The following is a 25,222-nucleotide window of genomic DNA, read 5'->3' on the forward strand; positions in this document are numbered from 1 at the left end:
TGGGGATTCTGCCGCACGATTAACTAGTGTAGCAGCACCTCTTTTGGTTCGAATGGCAGCAGCCACCCTTTTTACAGGAAAATTTACCGAAGGTTTCCCAAACCCAACAGATCCACGATCAAATATAGACTTTGGAACACCCTTTATTGGAAGACCAGAATCATTTAGAGTTGATTACAAATATATCCCAGGAGCATCTTACGAAGATGCAAATGGCAACCCACTTTCTGGTGGAGATGAATGCGATATCTATGTTCTTTTAGAACGTAGAGATGGAGAATCTGTAGAAAGAATCGGCACAGGATGGTTTAGAAATGGTATGCTACAAGCTGATTTTACGACCCTGGAAGTCCAGATAAAATATGGAGAACTGACTCCTGCAGACCCTGAATTTGAGTATGCCAACATCCGACCCGAAGAATCTTGGGGTGATCCGCAGGCCACTCCTACTCATATCACTGTAGTGTTTTCTTCCAGTGCATTGGGTGACTTTTTTACCGGTGCGATCGGTAGTGAGTTATGGGTTAATAATTTTGAATTGGTTTATTAGATCTTTACTGTTTTATTCCGATCAATAATTGTCGAATAAGCAGCAATGCATTCCTTGAATATTCAAAAGTTCATTTTCTAGCACTTTTTGCTAGCTGACTTTTGAGTGGACTTTTTTTTAAATTTTAATGGGAAGACGGAGTTTACGGTGCTTGCTTAATCCATTTCTTCGAATGAATGATCAATCATTCCCAACAAAATTTGCTCTCCCGAAGAACCGTTGATTCACGAAATTATTGAGATTTGAGCCAAAGCGGTAATTAAATCCAAATCTCGTATCGATGGTATAGGCCGAGGGCAGAGTGACTCTCCCACTCAAAATATCCTGTTCGGTAAAATCTCCAGATGCCAGGTAAATCTGGTCTTTTACATAGTTGCCCTCTGCTCGTACATAAAAAGAAAAGTTACCGGTCACCCGGACTTCGGCGCTGATATTCAAACCGGTGGTCCAAAAGCTAAAATCATCCAGATAGTTTCTCAGACGGTAGCCAACTTGAAGATTTCCCCATCGCTGAGTTAATCCTAGACTGGCTCTCAGACTTTGGAGCGCTCTGGTCTCTTGATTTGCACCATAAATCGTTTCTTCGACATAGGTATTATTCCTCACCTCAATCCCATAGTTCAATCGCAGAAACCTAGAATTTTGCTCTGATTCCGGAAAGAAATTGTACTCAATTGCCGGTCTGAAGCTGACTTGAAACTGGTAATTGAAGCGAGTGTTCTGCCGACCATCCAAATCGTATCCGTAAGACCATTGAGGCGAAATAGACTTTACCAACTGATGTCCAAATCCAAATTCGGACACATCAAAATCACTCTCAACTTCGTCGATAATGGGGTTGCCATTTTCATCAAGAACCGGGTTTCCATTCCCGTCGACTCTTGGTTCCTTCTGAACCGTTGTTCTCAGCCTTTCATTTATTCTGCCGGATATATTGATCTTCCAATCATCTGTGATCCGGTTGACATTGATATCTGCGCCAAAATTGATGTCTCTGCTTAATTCCTCTAATTCAATATTAGCATCACTGCCAATATTAAAAACCCAGTAATCCCATGGATCTACCATTTCCAGTTCAGTGTCTTCGAGAACGCTTGGGCTAGTCTTCATATTGATATCAACTATCTCCCCTGCCTTGGTCTTTGCCACGTACGGAGCCAAACCTAATTTGATATATCGAGTCAATTTTTCACGTACTTCAAAGTCGGTATCCGTCTGTTTGTTATTCACATAAAGAGTGTCTGTCCTACCTGCATGAAGGTTTTGTTGACCTATGAAAATAAGTTGGTATTGTCGTCCTCCTCCACCAGATTCATTATTATTGATAAGCACAAACACATCAGCCAGTTGATTATCCCTATAGAAGTCCACTGCCGTAATTTCTGTTCTAATAAAATCCATATCACAGCCTCCATCTCTTCGTTCACAGCCATCGATAAAGACCCGAAGTTTATTGGGAGGGGTGGTATTACCGATCAAGGTTTGACTAATTGCATAAGGAGTTAAGGAAAAGATTATCAGGACCAATAATAGTGGTGTTTTTCTCATTAGATCAAGGAATAATTAATATGGACCGTATCCTTAAGGTCAGGCTTGGATCCCAGCGGTCGCGGCTATATTACCAATCTGAAGTGAGAATAAGTACACATTTCCCACAAAAGTGCAAAGGAAATGATTGTCGGTATATGAGGACAATAAATCCAAGGAATGACTTTGATAGAACTATCGAGTTTATAATCAGCTTTTACTTCTAAACACAAAAAAACCAGAATGAATTCTGCGATTCATTCTGGTTTTTATTAAAAATTCCTGAGGCTGACTAAAATCCAAACATTCCGTTTGTATGTGCCAACCCTTCTGTGGGGATTTCTTGAATCACATCCCAATGCTCTACAATCTTGTCATTTTTCATCCTAAATAGATCATAAAAAACGTGTTTCTTGCCCCCATTCCATTCGCCTTCACTCACCGTAAGTACAAAATTCCCCTCTCCCAATACTTTATGGATTCTGGTGTACTTAAACATATTTCCCTGTGAACTGAGATATTCTACCGCTTCCACTATGCCAGTCAATCCATCTTTGATTTGTGGGTTGTGCTGATGATACTCTTCAGAACTGATGTACTCACCAATCTTCTCTGGATTTTTACCCATCAGAACATCTTCTACAAGCGAAATAGCCAATTTCTTATTCGCTTCAGTTTTGTCAAAATCTTCAGAAATAGTTGGTCCGTCAGTTTGGCTCCTACCACTTGCTGTTTCTTTGACCAAGACTGTCATTGCATCCCAATGCTCGGCCACTTTGCCGTTTTCATCCACGCGGATGATATCAAAAGCCACCATTTCATCTGCTCCAAAAGGCTTGGCATTTTTCCAGATGTTGTGCATAAAAACAAAGTCTCCGTCCTGGAACATCCGCACGTTTTCGGCATAAGTCCCATTTTCTTTCAAAACAGGCAATAACCCAATAAAAGACTCTAATCCAGTCGGCACGGATGGATTATGCTGAATGTAATCGGCATTTGCAAGTTTGCGCATGGTCTCAGCGTCTTGCTTGGCAACAGCTCCTAAGAAGGTGCCCACAATTTCTTTGTTATTCATTGTTTTTTCCGTTGAAGAATCATCCTCGTCTATTGATTTACTTTGACTCATGCCACAGGAAGCGAGGATACCTGCCAGCAGAAATACAGTGATTGCTTTTTTCATTTGATCGGAATTAATTACTTTTGATTTGCAAGTAAAAGTATATAATTACTTTCAATTTGCAAGCAATAATGAAAATAAATTTCATTTTGCAAGTAATTTTCAAAAAAGACGTATCAGATGCGACAGGATTTCAGATGTGATTGTCCCTTTACTTCAGCCTTGGACATTCTAGGAGACAAGTGGATATTGGTGATCATCAAGCAAATGCTGATTGAAGGCAAAGAGACTTTCAAAGACTTTGCCGAAAGTGAGGAAGCAATTGCCACCAATATTCTATCCGCAAAACTCAAATTTTTGGAGGAAGTGGGAATCATCATCAAAACAAAACGACCGGGAAATAAAAAGACCAATCTATACTTATTGACAGAAAAGGGATTGGCTTTGACGCCTATCCTTGTAGAACTTGCTACTTGGAGCGATAGCCATTTGCGAGACCTCCACCCTACTATTGTGAACGGAGAATCCATGGAGTCACTTCGCAATGATAAAACAGCATTTGCAAAAGCCCTGGATAAAAAATATAGGGAAAAGCTAGCTGGGAAATGATTGCGGTAAGTTATCAACAGACTTCATATCAAATTGCAATATTCAGAGTCTACCTATTGTGAATTGCCTAAACTTTCACTTCTGATTCTCAAAATTGAATTATACTATTGAATATCAAATTCTGCAGAAAGCCTATCTTTAGCCATTCAACAAGCCTAAGCATGATACAGCGAAGAAATTTCTTAAAAACTATTTCCGCAGCTTCGGCAGCTGCTTTCTTACCTATTAACTCAATTGCACAAAACATGAAAAAACAACCGATGATCCACCAAGTTTATTTTTGGTTACATGATGAAAATGACACCCAAGAATTCCTAACAGCGGCAGTTCCTATGCTGGGAAAATGCAAAACTGTAGGAAGATTCATCGCCGGTACCCCTGCTGATACCGAAAAAAGAGAGGTGGTTGATCATTCATGGCAAGTATCCTGCACGCTATTTTTCGATAGCCTCGAGGACCAATTAGCCTATCAAAAAGACCCCTTGCACTTGGAGTTTATTGATAAATATTCTTCCATGTGGAAAACCGTAAAAGTGTACGACATCGCGGTCTAATGACATCCGCCTCAAAGGATATTTCGTAAATACCATAAAATCAATGGATATGAGGAAAATAAAATGGATTCTTGGATTGCTGGTCTTCGGAATATGGTCCTGTCAAACAACAGATGACCCAACTCCAAACCCGCAGTCTGATGTGGTGAAGGATGCTATATTCTCGACCATGCAGGAATGGTATTTCTGGAATATGGAGCTTCCTGGAGAAATTAATACCGCACAGTACGCGAGCAATGAGCTGCTGTTGGAAGATATTATTTACAAGCCGCTAGACCGCTTTTCATATATTACCACGCAAGAGGCGTTTCAGAATGCCTTTGTAGGAAGAAATGCGGGACATGGTTTCGGCTTTGCTTTTGACCAAGATGAGCGTCTGTTCCTGACCTTTGTATTCGACGAAGCACCAGCTGGGAAAGATGGCTGGCAGCGAGGATGGGAAATCATCGAGATCAACGGAAAACCTCTTGCCGACTACAAAACTTCCTCTGGCGGATACAATTTCGATTTAGGTCCTCCAGACCCAGGGATCAGCAATACCTTTACCTTCCGACTTCCGGATGGCAGCACGACTACTCGGACGAATACCAAAGCTGAATATCAATCCAATTCGGTACTCTACCAAAATGTCTACCCCATAGGAAATAAAAAAGTAGGGTACTGGGTCTACCAAAGCTTCAAAGCCACGGCTGGGCTTACTCCAACCCGAAGTCAGGAGGTGGAAAACTCCATGAACTACTTCACTGGCGAGGGGATTGATGAATTGATCATCGACCTCCGATACAATGGCGGGGGCTCGGTAGCTGTCGCCGAACAAATCCTCAATTACTTGATCCAGTCCTCGAACTCCGGGAAAGTGATGTACACCAATAAGCTGAACGAGGATAAATCAGAGCTAAATCAATCAGAGAATTTCTCCAAAATCGGTTCGCTGAACCTATCTCGAGTAATTTTCATTACGAGCCGTGGTTCCGCCTCCGCTTCCGAATTGGTGATCAATGCACTGGATCCCTACATGGATATGATCTTGATTGGAGATAATACCTTCGGCAAACCTGTGGGCTCTTTTCCCCTATCCCGATACAACCGCACCTTGGCTGAAAACGATGTTGAATTAGTACCCATCACTTTTGCCACTGCAAATGCAGAGGGTAAGGCTGAATATTTCGAAGGATTCCCTGCTACATTCTCCGTCAGTGACAGTCCGAATATTCCTTGGGGTGACACGAGAGATTCCCGGCTGAATGCTGCCCTTCAATTTGTCCTAGATGGCATCATCAATGGTCGTATACAGCAAGATTTCTACCGTCCATCTTGGGAGATGATCGACTCTTTTCATGGATTACAGCAGGAATTCCCTGCTTATTAATTTCAAAAAGATTTCAAAGGCCGCTCTTTTTCTAAAGCGGCCTTTCTTAATTTAGCCCTGCAAATAAAAACAGCACTGTGCAAAGATTAGCCATTCTCGCTTCCGGTAGCGGCTCCAATGCCGAGAAAATCATGGAGTACTTTCAAAAAAGTAAAAAAGCTTCTGTGGCCTTGATTGCTTCTAATAAAACCGATGCCTTTGTTCTGGAGCGAGCTAAAAAATTTCAGGTACCCAACTTTACTTTTTCAAGAAAGGAAATGCAGGAAGGAAAGCTGCTGGAGAAATTGAAACAAGAAAAGATCGATTGGGTGATTTTGGCAGGTTTTCTTCTGAAAATCCCGGAAGACTTGATTCGGGCTTTTCCTGATCGAATGGTGAATATCCATCCAGCCCTCCTACCCAACTACGGGGGAAAAGGAATGTATGGAATGCATGTGCACGAAGCGGTCAAAGCAGCTGGAGATAAATCAACAGGTATCACGATTCATTTGGTCAATGAAAACTACGACGATGGAAAAATCATCTTTCAGGCAGCCACAGCCATAGATTCGACAGACACTCCAGAGGATATCGCCCAAAAAGTGCATGCCCTTGAGCATCGATACTTTCCTGAGGTGATTGAGAGTCTGATCAAATAATAGATCAATTACTGTAAAAACCCCTCTAATTATCAGCAAAACAAAAATATACTTCTTGATCTACCTAATCGTGACGATAAGTGTTTTAATCCTTCTAGTCACTGGCTCACCTTTGCTGTCTCTTTCCTTGGATACCAAAGATAAAATTCCATTGGGAACTCCAATCACCTGGATGGGAATCATTGCTCTTCCTTTATCGATTTATTGGGGAGTGGAAAGCCTAAGAAATCCTGGGACTTTATTTCATACTTTTCTTGCTGCTTTATTAAAATTGCTGATTCTTTTAGCGATTCTTTGGGTGCCAATTTCCTATTTAATCGTTGGCAATCTTTCTTTTGAGGGTCCGGGGCAAACAATGCAATGGTTTTGGAGGTTAAGCTATGGAATCGGAATCGGATCCATTTTGACACTGGTGGCCTATTGGGTCTCTTTGCTTTTCAAAAAAAGATAAGGATTATCTCATGCATTCTTCACTATGAAATTAAGACCTCTAAAAATTGGGGACTTGACCCTCAGACCCAAAATGTATCTGTCACTTTCAGGGGCTCTACTTATTTTTGGAATGGGTGTAGGAGTTACTGTCGCCTCACCGGGCAATTCTAAATTTGCCTTGATTTTATGTTCTCTGATAAGTTTAGCAATTGTATTCTTTGTTTTTTTTAGAAAGTAAGATTACCAACGAAAATCATTATCAGGCCTTGAATTTTTTAAAATCATTTTTGATCTTGAGTACAGGGAGATAAATACCCTTCTAAAAGAAAATAGCTTCACTTTTCAATCACCTAATTTATGGGCGATCAGCAGGTCAGTTTAGAAAATAATGCTCAGGCAAGAAACCTTTTTATCAATCATCTTCTAGAGGACCTGCAAGCATTGGAACTACTCGTCAAGAAAGACCTGCTGGAAAAAGGAGTCACTCGAATAGGAGCGGAACAGGAGTTTTGCCTGATCAATGAACATTACCGTCCCTCCAATCAAGCAGCTGCTGTGTTGGAGGATGTACAGGACGAACATTTCACAACCGAATTAGCCAAGTATAATCTGGAGATCAATCTGGATCCAATCCTTTTCGAGGGGAATTGCTTCGAGGAGATGGAATCTCAGTTGCTAGAATTATTAGAAAAAGCCAAAAAAAGCAGTGCGAAATTTGAAGAACGAGTTCTGCTCACTGGTATCCTTCCAACGATATCCATGGACGAACTCAGTCTCGAATACATGACAGAAAACCCACGCTACTTGGCATTGAATACCCTGATGCGGAAAGCCCGTGGAGGAAATTTCCGGATGAGTTTCATGGGTGCCGATGAGCTTTCCATTGTCCATGATTCGGTCATGTTTGAAGCCTGCAATACGAGTTTTCAAATGCACCTTCAGATACAGCCTGATGATTTTGAATCTGCATACAACTGGGCTCAGGCGATTTCAGGGCCTGTTTTGGCTGTCTGTGTCAACTCGCCACTACTTTTGGGAAAGGAGCTTTGGAACGAAACAAGAATCGCGCTTTTCCAGCAAAGTATCGATACGCGAAAAGTTTCTAAAGCACATATTACCAAGCAGGCGCGAGTTTCATTCGGTAACTCCTGGGAAAAGGGAAACATCGTAGATTATTTCAAAAAACAGCTTTCTAGCTACCGAATTCTACTCACCAAAGAAATAGAGCAACATGCTTTGGAAGAATTGGAAGCAGGCAGAATCCCCAAACTCAAAGCGCTCAATCTGCAAAATGGTACCATCTATCGCTGGAACAGACCCTGCTATGGCGTTTTGAATGGAAAACCTCATCTACGGATCGAAAATCGCTACATTCCCTCGGGTCCCACAGCTAGGGACGAGATCGCAAACTTTGCCTTTTGGGCTGGTTTGATGCAGGGAAGACCAAAGGAATATGATAATCTACCCGAGCAAATGGAGTTTGAAGAAGCAAAATCCAATTTTGTAAGGGCAGCACGCTATGGAAATGAAACCTGCTTAAACTGGATGGGTAAAAGCATCCCTGCAAGCGAATTAATCCTAAATGAATTACTACCCTTGGCAGCTGCTGGGCTACAGAAAATGGGACTTGCCCAAGATAGTATAGACAAGTATCTGGGAATCATCCGAAACCGATGCCAGAAGCAAACAGGATCACAATGGATGATCAAAAACTTCAGACATCTCAAAAAGAAGCACAAAACCGATGATGCTATTGTAGCCTTGACTCAAGCCATCTACGAGAATCAACAAGATGAAACGCCGGTTCACCAATGGCCGGAAACCCATCAATTTGAAGCTTTTGAAACTAAAGCCGGGAATGTTGGGCATATCATGACTACAACACTTATAACCGCCGATTCCTTGGATTCAGCCAAGTTAACCCTGGAATTTATGCATTGGAATAAGATTCATCACCTGCCCGTTGTGGACAATAAAGAGCGCTTGGTAGGGATCATTACTTATAGTCATCTTCGGCAGTTTTGGGATGAAATCCACGATAACTCCTCAGAGCTACTTGCCCAAGATATCATGGTAAAGGAGGTAATTGTTGCAAAGCCCTCCACCCCAATAAAGGATGCCATTGAACTAATGAAAGAAAAAGAGATTGGCTGCTTACCGGTAGTTCAAAACGGCTATCTAGTCGGAATTATCACTACTAAGGATTTGGAAAACATCAAAAGTGTCTGAGCTAAGCCCACCTATTCAAACCGATTTTGACTTTGATCGCGTCATAGACCAAATAGAGGGAGAAATACCTGGGCCACACCTGATCTTCTTTGCCGGAATTCACGGAAATGAACCTTCGGGAGTTTGGGCCTTAAGAAATGTCCTTCAAAGAATTCGAAAGGAAAAAATCCCCATAAGAGGAAAAGTAACAGCTCTAGCCGGAAATCTCCGCGCACTCCAAAAGGGCAAGCGATTTGAAGAGAAAGACCTCAATCGACTTTGGACCAAAAAAAATATTGCAGCACTTTCAAAAGACAACTTCCAACCTGAAAATGAAGATGAAATTGAATTAGCGGAGCTATTTGCCCTGATTCAGGAGATTATTCAAAACCAATCAGGTCCCTTGTATTTTTTCGACCTACACACGACTTCCAGTCAGTCCATCCCTTTTATACCAGTCAATGACAGCCTGATTAATCGTGCTTTTGCGCAGCAGTATCCCCTACCGCTTATTTTGGGAATAGAGGAATATATCGAAGGACCGGTGCTTTCCTATATCAATGAGTTGGGTTTTGTATCATTTGGTTTTGAAGGAGGTCAGCATACAGACCCTATTTCTGTCCAAAATCATGAACGATTCATTCAGCTTTCTCTTGCTTTTGCAGGAAGTTGTGACTCCATAAACATGAAGGTTGAGGAGAGTTTGAAGGTCTGGAAGGAGGAATATGGTTATTTCCAGGATTTCTATGAGATCTTTTTCCGATTTGAGGTTGAGCCTGAGAGTGAATTCAAAATGAATCCAGGATTTAAAAGTTTTCAAGAGGTGACAAAGGGAGAAAAACTTGCAATTTCTGGGGGTAAAGAAGTTTATTCACCTGAGAACACACAGATTTTTATGCCGCTTTATCAAGCTCAAGGTAGGGATGGATTTTTCCTGATTCGGAAAACACCCCAGTTATTTTTAAGCCTATCTGCCTTTCTTCGGAAAAGAAAACTAGACCGACTCATCACTTGGCTACCAGGAGTGCAATGGGCGTCTCCAGAAAAAGATGCGATGCGTGTTGATTTACGAATTGCAAAATTTCTAGCCAAGCCTATCCTACACCTTTTCGGGTACCGAGCCATGCAAAAAAGCGATCATTATCTGATCATTTGGAATAGGGAATGGAGATCCCGATTTAAGGATTATCAAGAAGAGGACTGGTATCAGGTTTAGGCTATCCCCTAAGAAGCTCCCTTTTCAAATTGGTGAAGCGAATAAACTGCGGGATAACAAATTTTGACCAGCAAATTTCTCTAGAAAGTAAGGAACACAAAGCAGCCTGTCCCACCAAAAGTGTAAGAATCAAAATAAGTGTATTTACTTGAAAAAATATGGAGAAAGCCATCAAGGTAAGGATGACAATTCCCGCATATACCACCTTCAAGCTAGAGTAGCGACTGATACGGATCTGAACAAAAAGGGATAAAAACCCAAATTTTGTTCGACTATTGAGAAGAGCCAATATGGGTAACAACATCAATATTAACCACAAGTATGGATCTCCAGGCATGGTATAAATCAGTACCCAGGAAAGGGCAAAAAAAACTCCCAAACTCAAAAGGAATGATAAGCTTGTCACTGATCTCTTGATAGCTTCGAATCGTTCAAGATTTCCAGAATTCCACTCCTTTGAGAAAAGATGCAATGCTGCCTCATAGGCACCATTGGCTGGAGCCATCATCACGCTCCAAAGTGCAAACACCATGGAGAAATACATCACCTCAGAAGCTGCACAACAGATCGTCAGATATCCCATAAATAAATACGTGAACAAGTAGAAAAAGAAGACTGCCAGCCCGGGTAAAAAACCAGCTTTGACGATTACTTTTTGAAGTCTAGCTGAGGGTGCTGAATTTGCCTCTACCCCACTTAGCAATGAGTTGATATGAATGCGGAGTAAAATCAGCCAAAGTAACTCCGAACAAATCCCCGCAATCAAAACCATGGTAACCGGATCAAATACTTCACCTGCAAACTGCTGCAATCCTAAAATCAAACTGGTATTGACCACAATAGAGATGAGTGCAAGAATACCGACGGTTTTTAGCTTTCCCATCCCAACTAACAAGGCATGATGACTAAGTCCTGCAAAGAATACCAAGACTAAAACCAATAAGAGCGGAAGACTTTGGATAAAAATCTCAATCGATTCGCTGGACATCCAACCGCTTAGTAGAACCCCAAGTAAAGCTGTGACTAGAAATACCTTAAATCCCTGAGCTAAAAACACCCATAAAGAGCGATTGAAAATGCTCTTGGCAAGGGGAAGCCGGCTGTTTTGCTTTGCTCTGGTGTAAAAATTATGGTAACTATCCGCCAAGGCATTGCCGATAGCAAAGCAGCAAAGTAAAAAAGTATCTAACAAGCCTATCACCCCGATGGCTTCCCCATGTCCAAAAGCAAAAAGAAAAACCCCTGAGAAAAGCAGGACACTTTCGCTCAGCTCACAGAGGATCAGTGAAAAAGAATATTTGAATAGTTTGGACTTCCGAATGGTCATCATCTTTCTTGCTAAAAATTGATGACACAATATCATTAGCTTATCATTTGGCATCCTCACCCATTTGGGTGATTTTGTCAAGTTTGCGAAAGCTTGATTAATGCTCCAGAAGTTCTTTGATTCGAAATAGCGCTTGAGTTCGATTACTCACATCTAGCTTTTCAAAAAGATGCTGCAAATGAGTCTTCACCGTATTGACGGATATAAAAAGTTGATCTGCTATTTCCCGGTTGGTTTTGCCGGTTTGGAGTTGCTCGACTAGTTCCAATTCCCGCTCGCTCAGAGCATTCGGAAGAAAATCGTTTATTTTTTTAAAATCAAAGTTGTGAGACTTTTGTCTTGCATGCTGAAAGTTAAAAATAGCTACCTCTAATGATGTCATGAGGCTATTACCATCAAAAGGCTTCAAAAGATAACCTGATGGAATCGTTTGCTTGGCGCGCTCCAAAGTAGCTTTATCGGCATGACTCGTGAGGAATACAAAAGGAAACTCATAGATTTTCCGAATTTCACCCGCAAGGGTAATTCCATCCATCCCATCTCCCAAATTGATATCTAATAAAAGAGCATCCGGCTGACTGGATTTCAAAATTTCTAAAGCCTCTTCGCCCTCATGTGCCACACCAAGCACTTCAAATCCACTGTCCTCCAAATAGCCCCTGATATCCTCCGCGATCAAGGGCTCATCTTCGACGATCAGGATGCGATATCTTCTAGCCATATTCTTTTGTATTTTGAAATTTTACAGGTGACTTGATAGCCGTTCTCAGAAACTATTTCGATCGCAGCACCCAGCTTATGCTCAAAAGCACGAATCAATTTCATTCCGAAATTGGTACCAGAATGTTTCCCCGCAATTTGTCCTATGCCATTGTCTTTCACCATTAAAACCAAGCAGTTTTCCCTTTCGAAAAGACTAACTTCCAAAAGTCCACCTTGTCCTTCTGGAAAGGCGTATTTCAGCGAATTGGTGATCAATTCATTCAAAATAATCCCCAACGGCACGGCAGTATCCACATCCAAGTGAATAGTCTCAATCTCCAGCTTCAGTTCAACGAGGTCCCGGTCCAGCCGGTAGGTATCAAATAGATTTTGGCTCAATTGACTTACATATTCCTGCATATTGATGCTCTTCAGATCATGCTCTCCATAGAGATACTGATGAATCAAAGCCATGGACTTGACCCGGTTTTGGCTTTCCTTCACTGCCTCAAGCGCTTTGGGATCTTCGATTTCTCTCCCCTGAATACTCAAAAGGCTACTGACGACTTGTAGGTTATTTTTGACTCGATGATGGATCTCCTGCAGCAAGACTTCTTTGTCTTTTAGGGCTATTTCAATGGTTTTATTCTTCTGTGACAGAATCAGGGAATTCTTTCGCTGCGTTCGGTAGCGATAAGCATAAAAACCTCCTAGGAATAAGAGTAGTAAAGCCACCACAACCAGATAACTCAAACGGGCCCGATTGGCGCGAACTTGAAGCTCTTGTTCGGCGGCTTGAAGCTCTAATTCGGTGATTTGTCGCTCCTTTCGTTCAGACTCATACTTTTGTTCCATATCAGCGGTCAGTCGGAGAATTTCCATCGTTCTCAGGGAATCATTGAGCGCGATATATTTGTCATAGTATGTTGTGGCCTCTTGGTGCTTACCTGAGGCTTTGAGTAGTTTGGCTTTGCTGAAGTAAACATTACTTAGACCTAGAAAACTCTTCACAGTATTCAGGTAATTTTCTGCTTGATCAAGGTAATCCAGCGCAGGCCCAAGCCGTCCTTCCTCCCTTGCCAGATTGCCCAAGCCCTGAAGAGCCACGCCTACCGAGTTTAGATCATTGGTAGCAAGCCCCTTAACCCGAGCCATTTCGTAAAAGTAGGTAGCCGAGTCTTTCTTATTATCTTGGTAAAAATAATCTCCTAAGCTGAGGCTGCTATGTATCATCAGCACTGAGTCCTTGATGGCTTCCGAGAGTATATTTGCTTGCCGGAAGAGCACTCCTGCAGTATCCAGTTTCCCCAAGTTTTTGTAAGAAATACCCAAATTGATCAGACAGGCAGCTATTCCATTTTGATTATTTCGTTCCTCCTCGATTTCAAGGGATTTTTTAAAATAGATAAGAGATGTCTCATAATTCTGCTGATTTTGAAAAAGTGCCGCCATGTTGTTGTAGGTATTTTCCAAACCTTCACCACCTGATTTTTGACGAAGAGGAATAACCTCCAGATACAATGAAATCGCCTCCTCATACTGACCGGACATTTCCATCAAAATCGCCTTCATCTCTAGCGATACTGACTGCCAATACTCATCCTCCAGTTCGTCGGATTTAGCCAATGCTAGGTTGGCGTAATACATCGCGCTGTCAAAATTCTGATAGTAGTATTCCCAGGCTATATCATTGAGCAGGCCTACCTCCTCTTCGACGGTAGACACGTTTTCCAGTCTCTCTTTCAAAGTAAGAATCAAATTAGTATCCGACTGTGCGAAAGCAGTATTTTGAATAAAACAGAAAGACAGAAAAAACAACCAAAAAAAAGTAAACTTCATCTTCAAAAGCTTAAAACCGAATTTGATTTTGTTTCTCTTCCAAAATAGTAATTTCCGCTTTAACTCATCTCAGATCGAATACCAAAGATTGGGATATCGGGGAAAAAGTGATCAAATTCCTTTATCAAAGTTTTAACCTGAATCTCTTTAAGGCTTTAAAGCCTTTTTTCCTACCTTTGCCCCTTCATTGAAATCCAAACCTATCCATTCAAAAAATGGCTGTCAAAAAAATCGAATCTGCCCTCATTTCAGTCTTTTACAAAGACAATCTTGAACCGATCATCGCCCTTCTGAAAAAACATGGAGTGAAAATCTACTCCACAGGCGGCACCCAAAAATTCATAGAAGAACAAGGAGCTGAAGTCATTCCGGTTGAAGAGTTGACCTCCTACCCTTCCATTTTTGGAGGAAGAGTGAAAACCCTCCACCCAAAGGTATTCGGTGGGATTTTGTATCGAAGGGAAAATGAAGGCGATGTATCCCAAGCAGCTGAATTTGACATTCCGGCAATCGACTTGGTCATTGTGGATTTGTATCCTTTTGAGGAAACGGTAGCTTCCGGAGCTTCTGAGGCAGATATCATCGAAAAAATCGACATCGGAGGAATTTCTTTGATCCGAGCCGCTGCCAAAAACTTCAAAGATGTAACCATCATTGCTTCCAAAAATCAATATGCTGAATTGGAGGCAAAATTGACGGAGCAAGATGGAGGAACTACTTTGGAAGATAGAAGATACTTTGCCGCACAGGCTTTTCAAGTTTCTTCCAATTACGACACCCATATTTTCAACTATTTCAACCAAAGCGAAAATATTCCAGCCTTGAAGGTTTCGGAAAGCAAAGCTAAAGCACTTCGCTATGGAGAGAACCCACATCAAGCGGCTCATTTTTATGGTGATTTGGAGAACCTTTTCGATCAACTAAACGGAAAAGAGCTTTCTTACAACAACTTGGTCGATGTAGATGCAGCAGTCAACTTGATTGCCGAATTCTCTGACCAAATTGCTTTTGCCATCCTCAAGCATACCAATGCCTGCGGTTGTGCCACGGCTGATTCAGTGAAAGAAGCTTATCAGAAAGCCTTTGCCGCTGATACCACTTCTGCTTTTGGTGGCGTATTGGTGACCAATAAAACCGTCGATAAAGCCGCAGCTGAAGAAATGCATTCCTTGTTTTTTGAGGTATTGATTGCACCTGAGTTTACAGAGGAAGCTTTGGAAGTTTTAAAAGGCAAAAAGAATAGAATCCTGCTTCGCCAAAAAATGGCCTTGCCAGGTACCAAAATGATCAAGACCTTGCTTAATGGAGTTATCGAGCAGGACAAGGATTTGGCTACAGAAAGCAAGGAGGATTTTAAGGTAGTGACCAAAGTTGCTCCTTCTGAAAAAGAATTAGACGCTTTGGTTTTCGCAGCTAAAGTCTGCAAGCATACCAAGTCTAATACGATTGTGTTGAGCAACGATTCTCAGCTATTCGCTTCCGGTGTAGGACAAACTTCACGAGTTGACGCATTGAGACAGGCAATTATCAAAGCGGGGGAATTTGGCTTTGACCTGAAGGGTGCGGTGATGGCATCGGATGCTTTCTTCCCCTTCCCAGATTGTGTGGAAATCGCCCATGAAGCGGGAATCACTGCTGTGGTACAGCCGGGTGGATCCATCAAGGACCAAGACAGCATCGACTTCTGCGATTCTCATGGCATGAGCATGGTGATGACAGGAGTCAGACATTTTAAGCATTAATAGGCTGACCTTTGAGGTTTTGAAAACCTCGAAGGTCTTGTCTCTGAGTTTCAAAGACCTCCGGTTCCATTGGGATCGGAGGTTTTTTTGTTGGGGAAATCGATTTCAAAAATGAATACCAAATTCAAAAAATAGATTAATTTAGAATATGGGTAAGTATGAAAAACTTATAGCCAAAATCCTCTCAGGAAGCTCAGATAATAATATTAGCTTTCTAGAATTAAGAAATTTGATTTTGATTTTTGGTTTTTCGGAAAGGATAAAAGGCAGTCACCACATATTTAGCAAAGATGATGTGGAAGAGATCCTTAATCTTCAAGAAAAAAATAGTAAGGCAAAACCTTATCAGGTAAAACAAGTAAGATTAATTATATTGAAGTATCAATTAAGTGTAAAAAAAAGTGAAGACTGACCCACGATACGAAATTATTATTTACTGGAGCGAGGCTGACGAATCATTCATTGCTGAAGTTCCAGAACTTGCTGGCTGTGCTGCCGATGGAGCTAGTTATTTAGAAGCTCTTCAAAATGTTGAAATTGTAATTCAAGAATGGATTGAAACAGCAAATGAAATTGGGAGGCCCATCCCGAAGCCTAAAGGTAAATTGATGTTTGCCTAAAAGGATAATCAAGACTTGATTGGAGGTGCTATAAAAATCTATTTTTTCGTAGACAAAGATCAAGAAGTCTACCTAAGCCACATTTTTGATAAAAGTGAATTTGACAACCTCCCAAAAGAAAAGCTTCTTGATCTATTGAAGAAATCAGGGCTAGAAAATATAAATTTTTGAAACCCTTAAATAAAACATGCTAAGATTCCTCCCTTACTTCAATCTCCCCTATTTTTCAGCTATTTTGCGCTTTCATTGAAACCAGACTACCTACTCATCGTGTTTCATCATTCGTAATTCGTACTTTTGAAGACTTATGAAGTCGCATAATCTCAAACTCTACAATACCCTTAGCAGGGAAAAAGAAGAATTTCAAGCCATCAACCCGCCATTTGTAGGCATGTATGTCTGCGGTCCCACTGTCTACGGTGATGCCCATTTAGGACATGCCCGACCCGCAGTCACCTTTGATACGGTCAATCGCTATTTGACTCATTTGGGTTATCGTGTGCGCTACGTTCGCAATATTACCGATGTAGGTCACCTGACTGGTGATGCGGATGAAGGCGAGGATAAAATCGCCAAAAAAGCCAAACTGGAGCAACTCGAACCCATGGAGGTAGCTCAGCAGTATACGGACACCTACCATCGGGATATGGCCGCCCTCAATACCTGGAAGCCAAGCATCGAACCTCGTGCAACTGGGCACATTCCAGAGCAGATTGCTTTGGTTGAGTCCATTCTCAAAGAAGGCTTGGCTTATGAAGTCAATGGCTCGGTTTACTTTGATGTATTGAAGTACAACCAATCCTATAAATACGGTAAGCTTTCTGGCCGTGTCCTAGAAGAACTGATGAGTGGAAGCCGGGACTTGGACGGTCAGGGAGAAAAGCGGAATGCTGTAGATTTTGCCCTTTGGAAAAATGCAGCACCCGAGCACTTGATGAAATGGGAGTCACCTTGGGGAATCGGTTTTCCTGGCTGGCATCTCGAATGTACCGCGATGAGCTCCAAATATCTGGGCAATCAGTTTGATATTCACGGTGGTGGAATGGACCTGATGTTTCCGCATCATGAATGCGAAATTGCTCAGGGAAATGCCTGCAATCATCAGGACCCTGCCCGCTACTGGATGCATAATAACATGATTACCATCAACGGGCAGAAGATGGGAAAATCTTTGGGCAATTTCATCACGCTGCAAGAGCTTTTCAGCGGCAGTCATGACTTGCTCGAGCAAGCTTACAGCCCAATGACTATTCGCTATTTCATGCTGACAGCTCATTACCGCTCCACTTTGGACTTTTCCAATGAGGCACTGAAAGCAGCTCAAAAAGGTTACAAAAAGCTGATCAATGGACTTCGAATTGCCAGAATACTTGAATTCCAGCCTGAAAACGGAGTGGAATTGGATGAAAAGCAAATCCAGCAAATCGAATCCAGTATTGCAAATGCCTACAGAGCCATGGATGATGACTTCAACACAGCTCAAGCCATCGGCCACCTATTCAACCTACTGAAAAAGATCAACTCCATTTTCACGGGTCAGTTGAAATCGGCGGCTTTGGGAGAAGTAGTTTTCCAAAAACTCAAGGAAACTTTCATCACATTCGTGGTGGACATTCTGGGTCTTATGGAAGAAAAAAGTGAAGTACAAGAACCTATGCTTGATCTTCTTTTGAAACTCTATGGAGAGGCTAAAACAGCGAGAGATTACCAAAAAGTAGATGAAATTCGTGCTGGATTAAAATCTATGGGATTTGTAGTCAAAGATATGAAAGACAAGATTGACTGGGCATATGAAGAATAGAATCTGGATTTTGCTTTTGTCGGCATTCGCCTGGGCTTGTTCATCTGAAAAAACTACCGAAACCAAAGTTCCCGAGGTGGTAGTCAAGCCCTACCCTACCTTTAGTGCTGATTCGGCTTATGCCTTTATTGAAAAGCAGGTAAGTTTTGGACCCCGGGTTCCTGGCACCACGGGACATGCTAATACCAAAGCTTGGATTATCGATCAGCTTGAGTCTTGGAATTGGTCAGTTCAAACGCAGGACTTTCAAGCTAAAACCTATGATGGACTCACTTGGGACCTCAGCAATATCATTGCATCCTATAATCCTCAGGCTACCAAACGAATCCTGCTGGCAGCTCACTGGGATACGCGCAGAATCGCTGATAAAGACACTGAGCGGATCGATGAACCTATCGATGGTGCAAACGATGGAGGTTCAGGTGTCGGCGTCCTGATGGAAATAGCTCGAGTAATCGGTTCCGGTGATCTCAAACCGGATGTGGGAATCGACATTATCCTATTTGACGGAGAGGACGATGGAGAGCCAGAAACAGCTCGTGTAAGAGACAATTCTCAAGTTTGGTGGTGTTTGGGTTCACAGCATTGGTCACAAAATAAGCACACTCCAAACTACTCAGCATACTACGGTATTTTGGTGGATTTGGTAGGTGCTAAAGGAGCTCGATTCTACCGAGAAGGCTACTCCAGACAATACGCCTCCGGCATTCTCAAAAAAGTATGGGATCATGCTTCTAAATTGGGACATTCGGCATTTTTCATCAATCAAGACTCTCCGGAAATCTTGGATGATCACCTTTTTGTCAATAAATATGCGCAGATTCCTATGATCGACATTATTGAGTTTTCTCCACAGTATGGGTTTGGGCATTATCATCACACCCATCAGGATAATCTGGACTTGATCGACAAAAAACCACTCCAAGCCGTGGGTGAGACGGTTTTATTCACTGTTTTCCAAGAATAGTAGTTTTCTGCTAAATCTTTGCAATATTGCTAATGTAAAAGGATTTGAATTGCCGAAATTCAAACATTTCGTAAGGGAATCGAGTATTCTTTTCAATTTGCTGTATTATTTGATTTTCTAAAAAAGAGTTATCATGAAAAAAGGGCATCAGGTCACAATGAAAGAAATCGCCAAGAAATTGGGGGTTTCTGTATCTACTGTTTCTAGAGCATTGAAGGACTCCCCTGAGCTCCATGAAGAGACTAAGCGGAAAATCGTGGAAATGGCGAAGGAGATGAACTACCAGCCCAATTTATTGGCTCAGAGTCTTCGAATCAGCCGTACCAAAACCCTGGGGGTCATCGTACCAGAGATTACCTCGCACTTTTTTGCATCCTGTATTAGCGGTATTCAAGATCACGCCAATTCAAGAGGGTATAATGTGATGATTTGCCAATCCAATGAATCCATTGATCAGGAAATTGCCAACATCAAAACCTTGGTAGCTTCACAAGTAGACGCCTTATTGATTTCACTTAGCCGCGAAACCAACCATTACGAGCATCTTTTTGAGCTTTATAACCGTGAAATCCCATTTGTGCTATTTGATAGAGTGCAAGAGGATATCCCTGTTTCAAAAGTAACATTCAATGATGCCGGAGGAGCTTATCAAGTAAGCAACCATTTGCTAGAGACAGGTTGTCGCTCCATTGTGTATGTTTCAGGTCCTGAGGATCTTTACATTTCCAAAAAACGAAAAGAAGGATACCTCAAAGCACTTAAAGAGTATGGAATGGAAGAAAATCCTGACTTCATCAAAGTATCGGATCTGACAGAAAGCGGTAATATCCAGATAGCCAAAGAAATAGCTGAAATGGATCCCTTGCCAGACGCTGTTTTTTGCATGATAGATCCAGTAGCGGTAGATGTACTCACCTACTGGAAAAGCATTGGCTTGAAAGTTCCGGAGCAGATAGCATTGGCAGGTTTCACTAATAATCCTACCTCGGCTGTAGTGGAGCCACCCCTGACCACTGTTTCCCAACCTGGATACGAGATGGGTAAGCTTGCTGTCAGTCACCTTTTGGATCAGTTGGACGGTTTGGCTTCTGATGATCCAATTTCCATCGTTTTGGACACGACACTTGTTCCAAGAAAGTCATCCCAAAAATCAATTTGATTTGACCTCAGAATTAAAGGCTCATTTCCATCAATATTTCGGAGGAAATCCAATCATTGCTTTTGCCCCGGGCCGAATCAACCTCATCGGGGAGCATACCGACTATCAAGAAGGCTTTGTATTCCCAGCAGCAGTTCAATTTGGAATTTGGACAGGAGTTCAGAAAAATAAACTTCCATTTTGTCGCTTGTACTCCATGGATTTTGGAGAAGAATTCACCTTTGACTGGAAGAGCTTTTCACCCAAAAAAGGGCATTGGAGCACTTATGTGATGGGGTTTTTAGCACAGTTGAAACAGGCTGGTTATCCCTTTGAAGGTTTTGATATGGTGATTGGGGGAAATATACCCCTAGGAGCAGGTCTATCTTCTTCCGCAGCTTTATCCGTCTCGATCGGAACAGCACTTTCTCAACTTTTTGGGTTAAAGCTCAATCCACTTTCCATTTCTAAATACGCTCAAAACTCAGAACATCAATTCGCAGGGGTCAATTGTGGGATTATGGATCCGTACGCTTCAGCTTTTGGAAAAAAAAACCACGCCCTCCTATTAGATTGTAGAAGCAATCAGCATCAGGAAATCCCAATTGATCTCGGTGAGTACTCGTTACTTCTAGTCAATAGCAATGTGAAGCACTCTCTTGCAGACTCGGCATACAATCAACGGAGAGCCGCTTGTGAAGAAAGCGTTCAATTACTCCGAGCAATTTTCCCGGATATTCAAACTTTGAGGGACTTGAAAAATGAGAATCTGGACGAGGCCGAGAAACTGCTTCCCTCCTCTCTTTTCCCAAAAGCCAAACATGTGATCACCGAATGCGAAAGAGTACAGCTAGCCGCTAATTGCCTAAAAAAAGGTGATTTGAAAGCATTTGGAAAGCTAATGAATGAGTCTCATCGAAGCCTTAGCAGAGACTATGAGGTTTCCTGTCCCGAATTGGATTTCTTGGCAGAAAAAGCTTGGGAATTTCCGGGTGTTTTAGGGGCTAGAATGATGGGAGGAGGATTTGGTGGCTGTACCATCAATTTGATGAGGAAGAGCCAAATAAAACACTTTCAAGATAGAATAGGGAGTGAATATCTGGCTAGATTTAATCGACAAGCCATTTTTATTTCAGTAGAAATCTCCTCCGGAGCCCATATCATTTTGGGACTTGATTAATCATTTCCCCTCCTTTTTCAATTTTCTATTTCCCCCTTTTTTACCCTTGTAAAAATCAGATCCCTCAATCGGACTTGAATGAATTTTTAACTGGAAAAAAAATTATTGTATCATTTTGAAAAAATAGAGCATTCCATCACCGAAATCCACCGAATTTCAGTTATTTAGCTCTTCAATTTTCAAAATTGTCTATTTTGACAAAAAATTACGATTACATGAATTTTAACAAAAACCTAAGAAACCTATTGACCCTATTCACCCTAATAGTGGTCGGCGGAATTCTCTTTAGCTCTTGCTCCAAAAAGCGAGAGGGTGCGCCAAAAGTATTGGTCTTCCACAAGACCGCAGGATTCTATCATGAGTCTATCCCTGACGGGGTCGCAGCTATCCAAAAACTGGGGGCTGAGAATGGATTTGAGGTAGATGCTACCGATAATGCTGAGGACATCAATGAAGAGAACCTTGAAAAATATGCTGCAGTCATCTGGCTGAGTACTACCGGCGATGTATTGAATCATTATCAGGAAGCTGATTTTGAGCGATACATTCAATCCGGAGGTGGCTATGTGGGTATCCACGCAGCAGCAGACACCGAGTATGAGTGGGGCTGGTACAATAAATTGGTGGGAGGATATTTTGCTGACCATCCAGGTATCAATGATCCACATCCCAATGTTCAGTCGGGTGTCATTACAAAAACTGCTGAAAAACATCCATCTGTGGACTTTTTGCCTGAGTCTTGGGAGCGTACAGATGAATGGTATTCCTACAAAAAAATCAATCCTGACACAAAAAAACTGCTAATGCTTGACGAATCATCCTATCAGGGTGGCTTGGATATGGGCGATCACCCCATCGCTTGGTATCATGAATTCGATGGCGGAAGAGCATTCTACACAGGAGGAGGACATACCAAGGAATCTTACCAAGAGGAAAATTTCTTGAAGCATCTCCTGGCTGGCATTCAGTATGCCATTGGTGAAAATATGGCCCTTGATTATTCTCAGGCTTCCCAAAAGCGTACTCCTGAGGAAAACCGCTTTTCTAAAACCATGCTTGCTGTAGGTGAATTTACCGAACCAACTGAATTGACGGTTTTACCTAATCTGGATATTTTGATTTCGCAGCGAAGAGGGGAAATCTTATTCTGGAATGAGGCAGAGCAAAGCCTTCAGGAAGTAGCCAAATTGGATGTTTATTGGCAAAGTGGCGTACGTGGAGTCAATGCTGAAGAAGGATTGATGGGTATCCAAAAAGATCCAAATTATGCCTCTAATAACTTTGTATTTGTATACTACTCTCCAGCTGGAGACGAAGAAATCAACAGGCTTTCCCGCTTCGTATTCAAAGATGGCGTTTGGGATATGGATTCCGAAAAAGTCATTTTGGACGTGCCATCAGATCGATATATCTGTTGTCATACAGGTGGTTCCATTGCCTTTGACAAGGATGGAAATCTCTTCCTTTCATTGGGCGACAATTCCACTCCTTTCAACCAAAATGATTCTCGCTACACGCTCAATGGCTATGCTCCCCTTGATCCACGAGATGGACGCAAGCAATGGGATGCCAGAAGAAGTTCAGGTAATGCAAATGACCTCAGAGGTAAGATCCTAAGGATCAAAGTAGCCGAAGATGGAAGCTATACAATCCCTGAAGGAAACCTTTATGCTCCAGGAACAGAGGGAACTAGACCTGAAATCTACGTACAGGGAAACAGAAACCCTTATCGTATTTCAGTAGATCAGAAAAATGGATTCCTATATTGGGGTGAAGTAGGACCGGATGCACGTGCTGACTCCATGGGAATTAAAGGTCCTAAAGGCTATGATGAAGTCAATCAAGCTAGAAAAGCAGGTAATTTTGGATGGCCATACTTTGTGGGAAACAACTACGCTTATACCGAATTTAATTACGAATCAGGACAAAGCGGACCTGCTTTCGATCCAGCAAAGCCAGTGAATAACTCTCCTCACAATACGGGAATTACTGAATTGCCTGCTGCCCAACCAGCCTTTATTTGGTATCCTTATGACAAATCCCCGGATTTCCCTCAAGTAGGTACGGGAGGAAGAAATGCCATGGCTGGCCCAGTTTATTACTCGGACATGTATCCTGCCGATACAAGATTCCCGGATTACTTTGATGGAAAACTCTTCATCTATGATTGGATTCGAGGCTGGGTGAAAGTTGTCACCATGGAAGAAAACGGTGACTTCTCCAAAATGGAGCCATTCATGGCCGGAACCAAATTCAATTCCCTAATTGATATGGAAATGGGGCCTGATGGCAAAATGTACATTTTGGAATATGGTACGGGATGGTTCAGTAAAAATGCAGACTCCGGACTTGCTAGAATTGATTTCAATGGAGGAAACCGAGCTCCAATTGTCACAGCAGTCACTGCCGATAAGGAATCCGGAGTATTACCATTGACTGTGACGTTCACTGCTGAGGCAGAAGATCCAGAAGGTGATCCCATCTCCTACACTTGGAATCTTGGAAACGGAAAAACCGAAACAAGTTCAGGACCTACCTTAACCACAACCTTTGATCAAATCGGTGAGTATGAAGTAACGGTAAGTGCTTCTGATCCTTCCGGTTTGGCGGGTGAAAGTCCAAAAGCTGTTGTATATGCTGGTAACAGTGCTCCTGAAGTAAGCATTACTGTTCAAGGAAATCAATCATTCTATTTCCCAGGCAAGCGAGTTGCATACCAAGTCAATGTGACAGATGAAGATCATGCTACCGATGATATGAGCCAGCTTTATGTGGCTGCGGATTACATTGAAGGATTTGATCAGGCTGAAGCAGATATGGGTCACAAGGTGATGAGTGAAGCAATGACAGGAAAAGCCCTCGTCCAATCGCTCACTTGTAAAACTTGTCACAAGGAAAATGAAAAGTCTATTGGCCCTGCATACACAGCAGTAGCTGCTAAATATAGAACTCGAGATCGGGGTTACTTGATGGATAAGATTAAAAATGGAGGCGGAGGCGTTTGGGGTGAAACCGTAATGCCTGCTAATCCAGATCTAAAAGAATCAGATTTGAATGCTTTGATCGCCTATATCTTCTCACTCAAAGGAGAGCAGAAGCCAAGCTTACCTGCAACTGGAACACTTGATCCAACCATGGGTAAGGCACCTTCTCCAATGGGTGCATTGATGATCAATGCCTCATACACAGATGCAGGCGGCACTGATGTTAAGCCAATGACAGGAAGTAATTCCTTATACTTGATCTCAAACTCTGTTGATCCTGGCCTTGCCAGTGACCTGAATGGCTATGCAGCGATGGCCTTTGGAGGTAGAAACCTGTTGACTGTTCCTTCCGAGGCGGGTCATTTTGCACTTCCTGCACTAGATATGAATGGCATCGGATCAGTTACCTTCACTGTGGCTTCCCAAGAACCGATAACCACACCTGTGGACTTTGAGATCCGACACGGAAGTCCTACTGGAGAACTCATCGGATCAGGAACTTACACCCAAGGACCAGTGGTGAAAGACCCGAATATGCCAGTCATGTATGGACAGGCTACAATACCAATGAATAAAAACTCAGGTGCTGAAAAACATCCTATCTATATTTTGAGTAAGCCTCAAAATTCAGATCTAGGAACCTTCATCATTGCGGGTATTACATTCAACCCAAATTGATTTAAATGATCTGCAAAGAAGCCG

At 42.1% G+C, this 25,222-nt stretch carries 21 protein-coding genes; 16 read left to right on the forward strand and 5 right to left on the reverse strand.

The genetic code is table 11. The features are described from left to right. On the forward strand, positions 1-550 hold a 550-nt coding region (locus OU792_RS14360; protein WP_274670535.1), incomplete at its 5' end, for a PCMD domain-containing protein. Between the two features lie 180 nt (positions 551-730). On the opposite strand, the gene OU792_RS14365 is transcribed toward OU792_RS14360, so the two are convergent. Both OU792_RS14365 and OU792_RS14370 read right to left on the reverse strand, forming a co-directional pair. Continuing rightward, positions 731-2,098 carry a hypothetical protein gene (locus OU792_RS14365; RefSeq protein WP_208325335.1) on the reverse strand — a complete coding sequence of 456 codons (1,368 nt, stop codon included), beginning with the start codon at positions 2,096-2,098 and terminating at the stop codon, positions 731-733. Positions 2,099-2,369: 271 nt separating this feature from the next. Further along, the gene (locus tag OU792_RS14370; RefSeq protein WP_274670536.1) at positions 2,370-3,257 is read right to left on the reverse strand and encodes a nuclear transport factor 2 family protein; all 888 of its coding nucleotides are present in this window, start codon (positions 3,255-3,257) and stop codon (positions 2,370-2,372) included. 117 nt (positions 3,258-3,374) lie between these two features. On the opposite strand from OU792_RS14370, the gene OU792_RS14375 reads away from it, so the two are divergent. From OU792_RS14375 to OU792_RS14405, 7 genes are all read left to right on the forward strand, one after another. Next, on the forward strand, positions 3,375-3,803 hold the full coding sequence (locus tag OU792_RS14375) for a winged helix-turn-helix transcriptional regulator (protein ID WP_134203235.1): 429 nt from the start codon (positions 3,375-3,377) through the stop codon (positions 3,801-3,803). Between the two features lie 245 nt (positions 3,804-4,048). Further along, positions 4,049-4,357 carry a Dabb family protein gene (locus OU792_RS14380; protein ID WP_274670537.1) on the forward strand — a complete coding sequence of 103 codons (309 nt, stop codon included), beginning with the start codon at positions 4,049-4,051 and terminating at the stop codon, positions 4,355-4,357. Positions 4,358-4,406: 49 nt separating this feature from the next. Next, positions 4,407-5,726, forward strand: coding sequence for a S41 family peptidase (locus OU792_RS14385; RefSeq protein WP_274670538.1), 1,320 nt, complete (start codon positions 4,407-4,409; stop codon positions 5,724-5,726). Positions 5,727-5,803: 77 nt separating this feature from the next. Continuing rightward, positions 5,804-6,364 carry a phosphoribosylglycinamide formyltransferase gene (purN, locus tag OU792_RS14390; RefSeq protein WP_134203233.1) on the forward strand — a complete coding sequence of 187 codons (561 nt, stop codon included), beginning with the start codon at positions 5,804-5,806 and terminating at the stop codon, positions 6,362-6,364. 55 nt (positions 6,365-6,419) lie between these two features. Then, the gene (locus OU792_RS14395; protein ID WP_134203232.1) at positions 6,420-6,815 is read left to right on the forward strand and encodes a hypothetical protein; all 396 of its coding nucleotides are present in this window, start codon (positions 6,420-6,422) and stop codon (positions 6,813-6,815) included. A gap of 338 nt (positions 6,816-7,153) precedes the next feature. Further along, positions 7,154-9,025 (forward strand): CBS domain-containing protein, encoded by a 1,872-nt coding sequence (locus OU792_RS14400; protein ID WP_274670539.1) that lies wholly within the window; start codon positions 7,154-7,156, stop codon positions 9,023-9,025. Then, a complete protein-coding gene (locus OU792_RS14405; protein ID WP_166669418.1) occupies positions 9,018-10,220 on the forward strand; it encodes a succinylglutamate desuccinylase/aspartoacylase family protein in 1,203 nt (400 codons plus the stop codon). The genes OU792_RS14400 and OU792_RS14405 overlap by 8 nt, the downstream gene beginning before the upstream one ends. Position 10,221: 1 nt before the next feature. Here the strand turns inward: OU792_RS14405 and OU792_RS14410 are convergent, their stop codons facing one another. From OU792_RS14410 to OU792_RS14420, 3 genes are all read right to left on the reverse strand, one after another. Further along, positions 10,222-11,550 (reverse strand): hypothetical protein, encoded by a 1,329-nt coding sequence (locus tag OU792_RS14410; RefSeq protein ID WP_134202541.1) that lies wholly within the window; start codon positions 11,548-11,550, stop codon positions 10,222-10,224. A gap of 94 nt (positions 11,551-11,644) precedes the next feature. Further along, on the reverse strand, positions 11,645-12,268 hold the full coding sequence (locus OU792_RS14415; RefSeq protein ID WP_134202540.1) for a response regulator transcription factor: 624 nt from the start codon (positions 12,266-12,268) through the stop codon (positions 11,645-11,647). After that, positions 12,244-14,088, reverse strand: coding sequence for a histidine kinase dimerization/phosphoacceptor domain -containing protein (locus OU792_RS14420; protein ID WP_274670540.1), 1,845 nt, complete (start codon positions 14,086-14,088; stop codon positions 12,244-12,246). The genes OU792_RS14415 and OU792_RS14420 overlap by 25 nt, the downstream gene beginning before the upstream one ends. A 215-nt stretch (positions 14,089-14,303) precedes the next feature. Between OU792_RS14420 and purH the strand changes: the two genes are divergently transcribed. The 8 genes from purH (at position 14,304) to OU792_RS14460 (ending at position 25,198) form a co-directional block, all read left to right on the forward strand. Beyond that, positions 14,304-15,830 carry a bifunctional phosphoribosylaminoimidazolecarboxamide formyltransferase/IMP cyclohydrolase gene (purH, locus tag OU792_RS14425; RefSeq protein ID WP_134202538.1) on the forward strand — a complete coding sequence of 509 codons (1,527 nt, stop codon included), beginning with the start codon at positions 14,304-14,306 and terminating at the stop codon, positions 15,828-15,830. Between the two features lie 148 nt (positions 15,831-15,978). Next, positions 15,979-16,242 (forward strand): type II toxin-antitoxin system HicA family toxin, encoded by a 264-nt coding sequence (locus OU792_RS14430; protein WP_134202537.1) that lies wholly within the window; start codon positions 15,979-15,981, stop codon positions 16,240-16,242. Continuing rightward, a complete protein-coding gene (locus OU792_RS14435) occupies positions 16,232-16,450 on the forward strand; it encodes a type II toxin-antitoxin system HicB family antitoxin (RefSeq protein ID WP_026947394.1) in 219 nt (72 codons plus the stop codon). Before OU792_RS14430 ends, OU792_RS14435 begins: the two co-directional genes overlap by 11 nt. Positions 16,451-16,757: 307 nt before the next feature. Further along, positions 16,758-18,251 (forward strand): cysteine--tRNA ligase, encoded by a 1,494-nt coding sequence (cysS, locus tag OU792_RS14440; RefSeq protein WP_274670541.1) that lies wholly within the window; start codon positions 16,758-16,760, stop codon positions 18,249-18,251. Further along, positions 18,241-19,218, forward strand: coding sequence for a M28 family peptidase (locus tag OU792_RS14445; protein ID WP_274670542.1), 978 nt, complete (start codon positions 18,241-18,243; stop codon positions 19,216-19,218). Before cysS ends, OU792_RS14445 begins: the two co-directional genes overlap by 11 nt. Before the next feature lie 133 nt (positions 19,219-19,351). Continuing rightward, positions 19,352-20,377: a LacI family DNA-binding transcriptional regulator gene (locus OU792_RS14450; protein WP_026947391.1), complete on the forward strand. Its 1,026-nt coding sequence runs from the start codon at positions 19,352-19,354 to the stop codon at positions 20,375-20,377. A gap of 1 nt (position 20,378) precedes the next feature. After that, the gene (locus OU792_RS14455; RefSeq protein ID WP_274670543.1) at positions 20,379-21,536 is read left to right on the forward strand and encodes a galactokinase; all 1,158 of its coding nucleotides are present in this window, start codon (positions 20,379-20,381) and stop codon (positions 21,534-21,536) included. 215 nt (positions 21,537-21,751) lie between these two features. Next, complete coding sequence (locus tag OU792_RS14460) at positions 21,752-25,198, forward strand: ThuA domain-containing protein (RefSeq protein WP_274670544.1); 3,447 nt, start codon at positions 21,752-21,754, stop codon at positions 25,196-25,198. Positions 25,199-25,222 lie beyond the last annotated feature (24 nt).

The organism is Algoriphagus sp. NF (genome assembly GCF_028823735.1).
GTDB classification, from domain to species: domain Bacteria; phylum Bacteroidota; class Bacteroidia; order Cytophagales; family Cyclobacteriaceae; genus Algoriphagus; species Algoriphagus marincola.

What these genes read in the sequence shown, in the direction of transcription:
- OU792_RS14385 (WP_274670538.1), top strand. Translation starts at nt 4,407, where the DNA reads ATGAGGAAAATAAAATGGATTCTTGGATTGCTGGTCTTCGGAATATGG.
- OU792_RS14400 (WP_274670539.1), top strand. Translation starts at nt 7,154, where the DNA reads ATGGGCGATCAGCAGGTCAGTTTAGAAAATAATGCTCAGGCAAGAAAC.
- OU792_RS14450 (WP_026947391.1), top strand. Translation starts at nt 19,352, where the DNA reads ATGAAAAAAGGGCATCAGGTCACAATGAAAGAAATCGCCAAGAAATTG.
- purH (WP_134202538.1), top strand. Translation starts at nt 14,304, where the DNA reads ATGGCTGTCAAAAAAATCGAATCTGCCCTCATTTCAGTCTTTTACAAA.
- OU792_RS14370 (WP_274670536.1), bottom strand. Translation starts at nt 3,257, where the DNA reads ATGAAAAAAGCAATCACTGTATTTCTGCTGGCAGGTATCCTCGCTTCC.
- cysS (WP_274670541.1), top strand. Translation starts at nt 16,758, where the DNA reads ATGAAGTCGCATAATCTCAAACTCTACAATACCCTTAGCAGGGAAAAA.
- OU792_RS14445 (WP_274670542.1), top strand. Translation starts at nt 18,241, where the DNA reads ATGAAGAATAGAATCTGGATTTTGCTTTTGTCGGCATTCGCCTGGGCT.
- OU792_RS14375 (WP_134203235.1), top strand. Translation starts at nt 3,375, where the DNA reads ATGCGACAGGATTTCAGATGTGATTGTCCCTTTACTTCAGCCTTGGAC.
- OU792_RS14380 (WP_274670537.1), top strand. Translation starts at nt 4,049, where the DNA reads ATGAAAAAACAACCGATGATCCACCAAGTTTATTTTTGGTTACATGAT.
- OU792_RS14415 (WP_134202540.1), bottom strand. Translation starts at nt 12,268, where the DNA reads ATGGCTAGAAGATATCGCATCCTGATCGTCGAAGATGAGCCCTTGATC.
- OU792_RS14410 (WP_134202541.1), bottom strand. Translation starts at nt 11,550, where the DNA reads ATGATGACCATTCGGAAGTCCAAACTATTCAAATATTCTTTTTCACTG.
- OU792_RS14460 (WP_274670544.1), top strand. Translation starts at nt 21,752, where the DNA reads ATGAATTTTAACAAAAACCTAAGAAACCTATTGACCCTATTCACCCTA.
- OU792_RS14420 (WP_274670540.1), bottom strand. Translation starts at nt 14,088, where the DNA reads ATGAAGTTTACTTTTTTTTGGTTGTTTTTTCTGTCTTTCTGTTTTATT.
- OU792_RS14365 (WP_208325335.1), bottom strand. Translation starts at nt 2,098, where the DNA reads ATGAGAAAAACACCACTATTATTGGTCCTGATAATCTTTTCCTTAACT.
- OU792_RS14430 (WP_134202537.1), top strand. Translation starts at nt 15,979, where the DNA reads ATGGGTAAGTATGAAAAACTTATAGCCAAAATCCTCTCAGGAAGCTCA.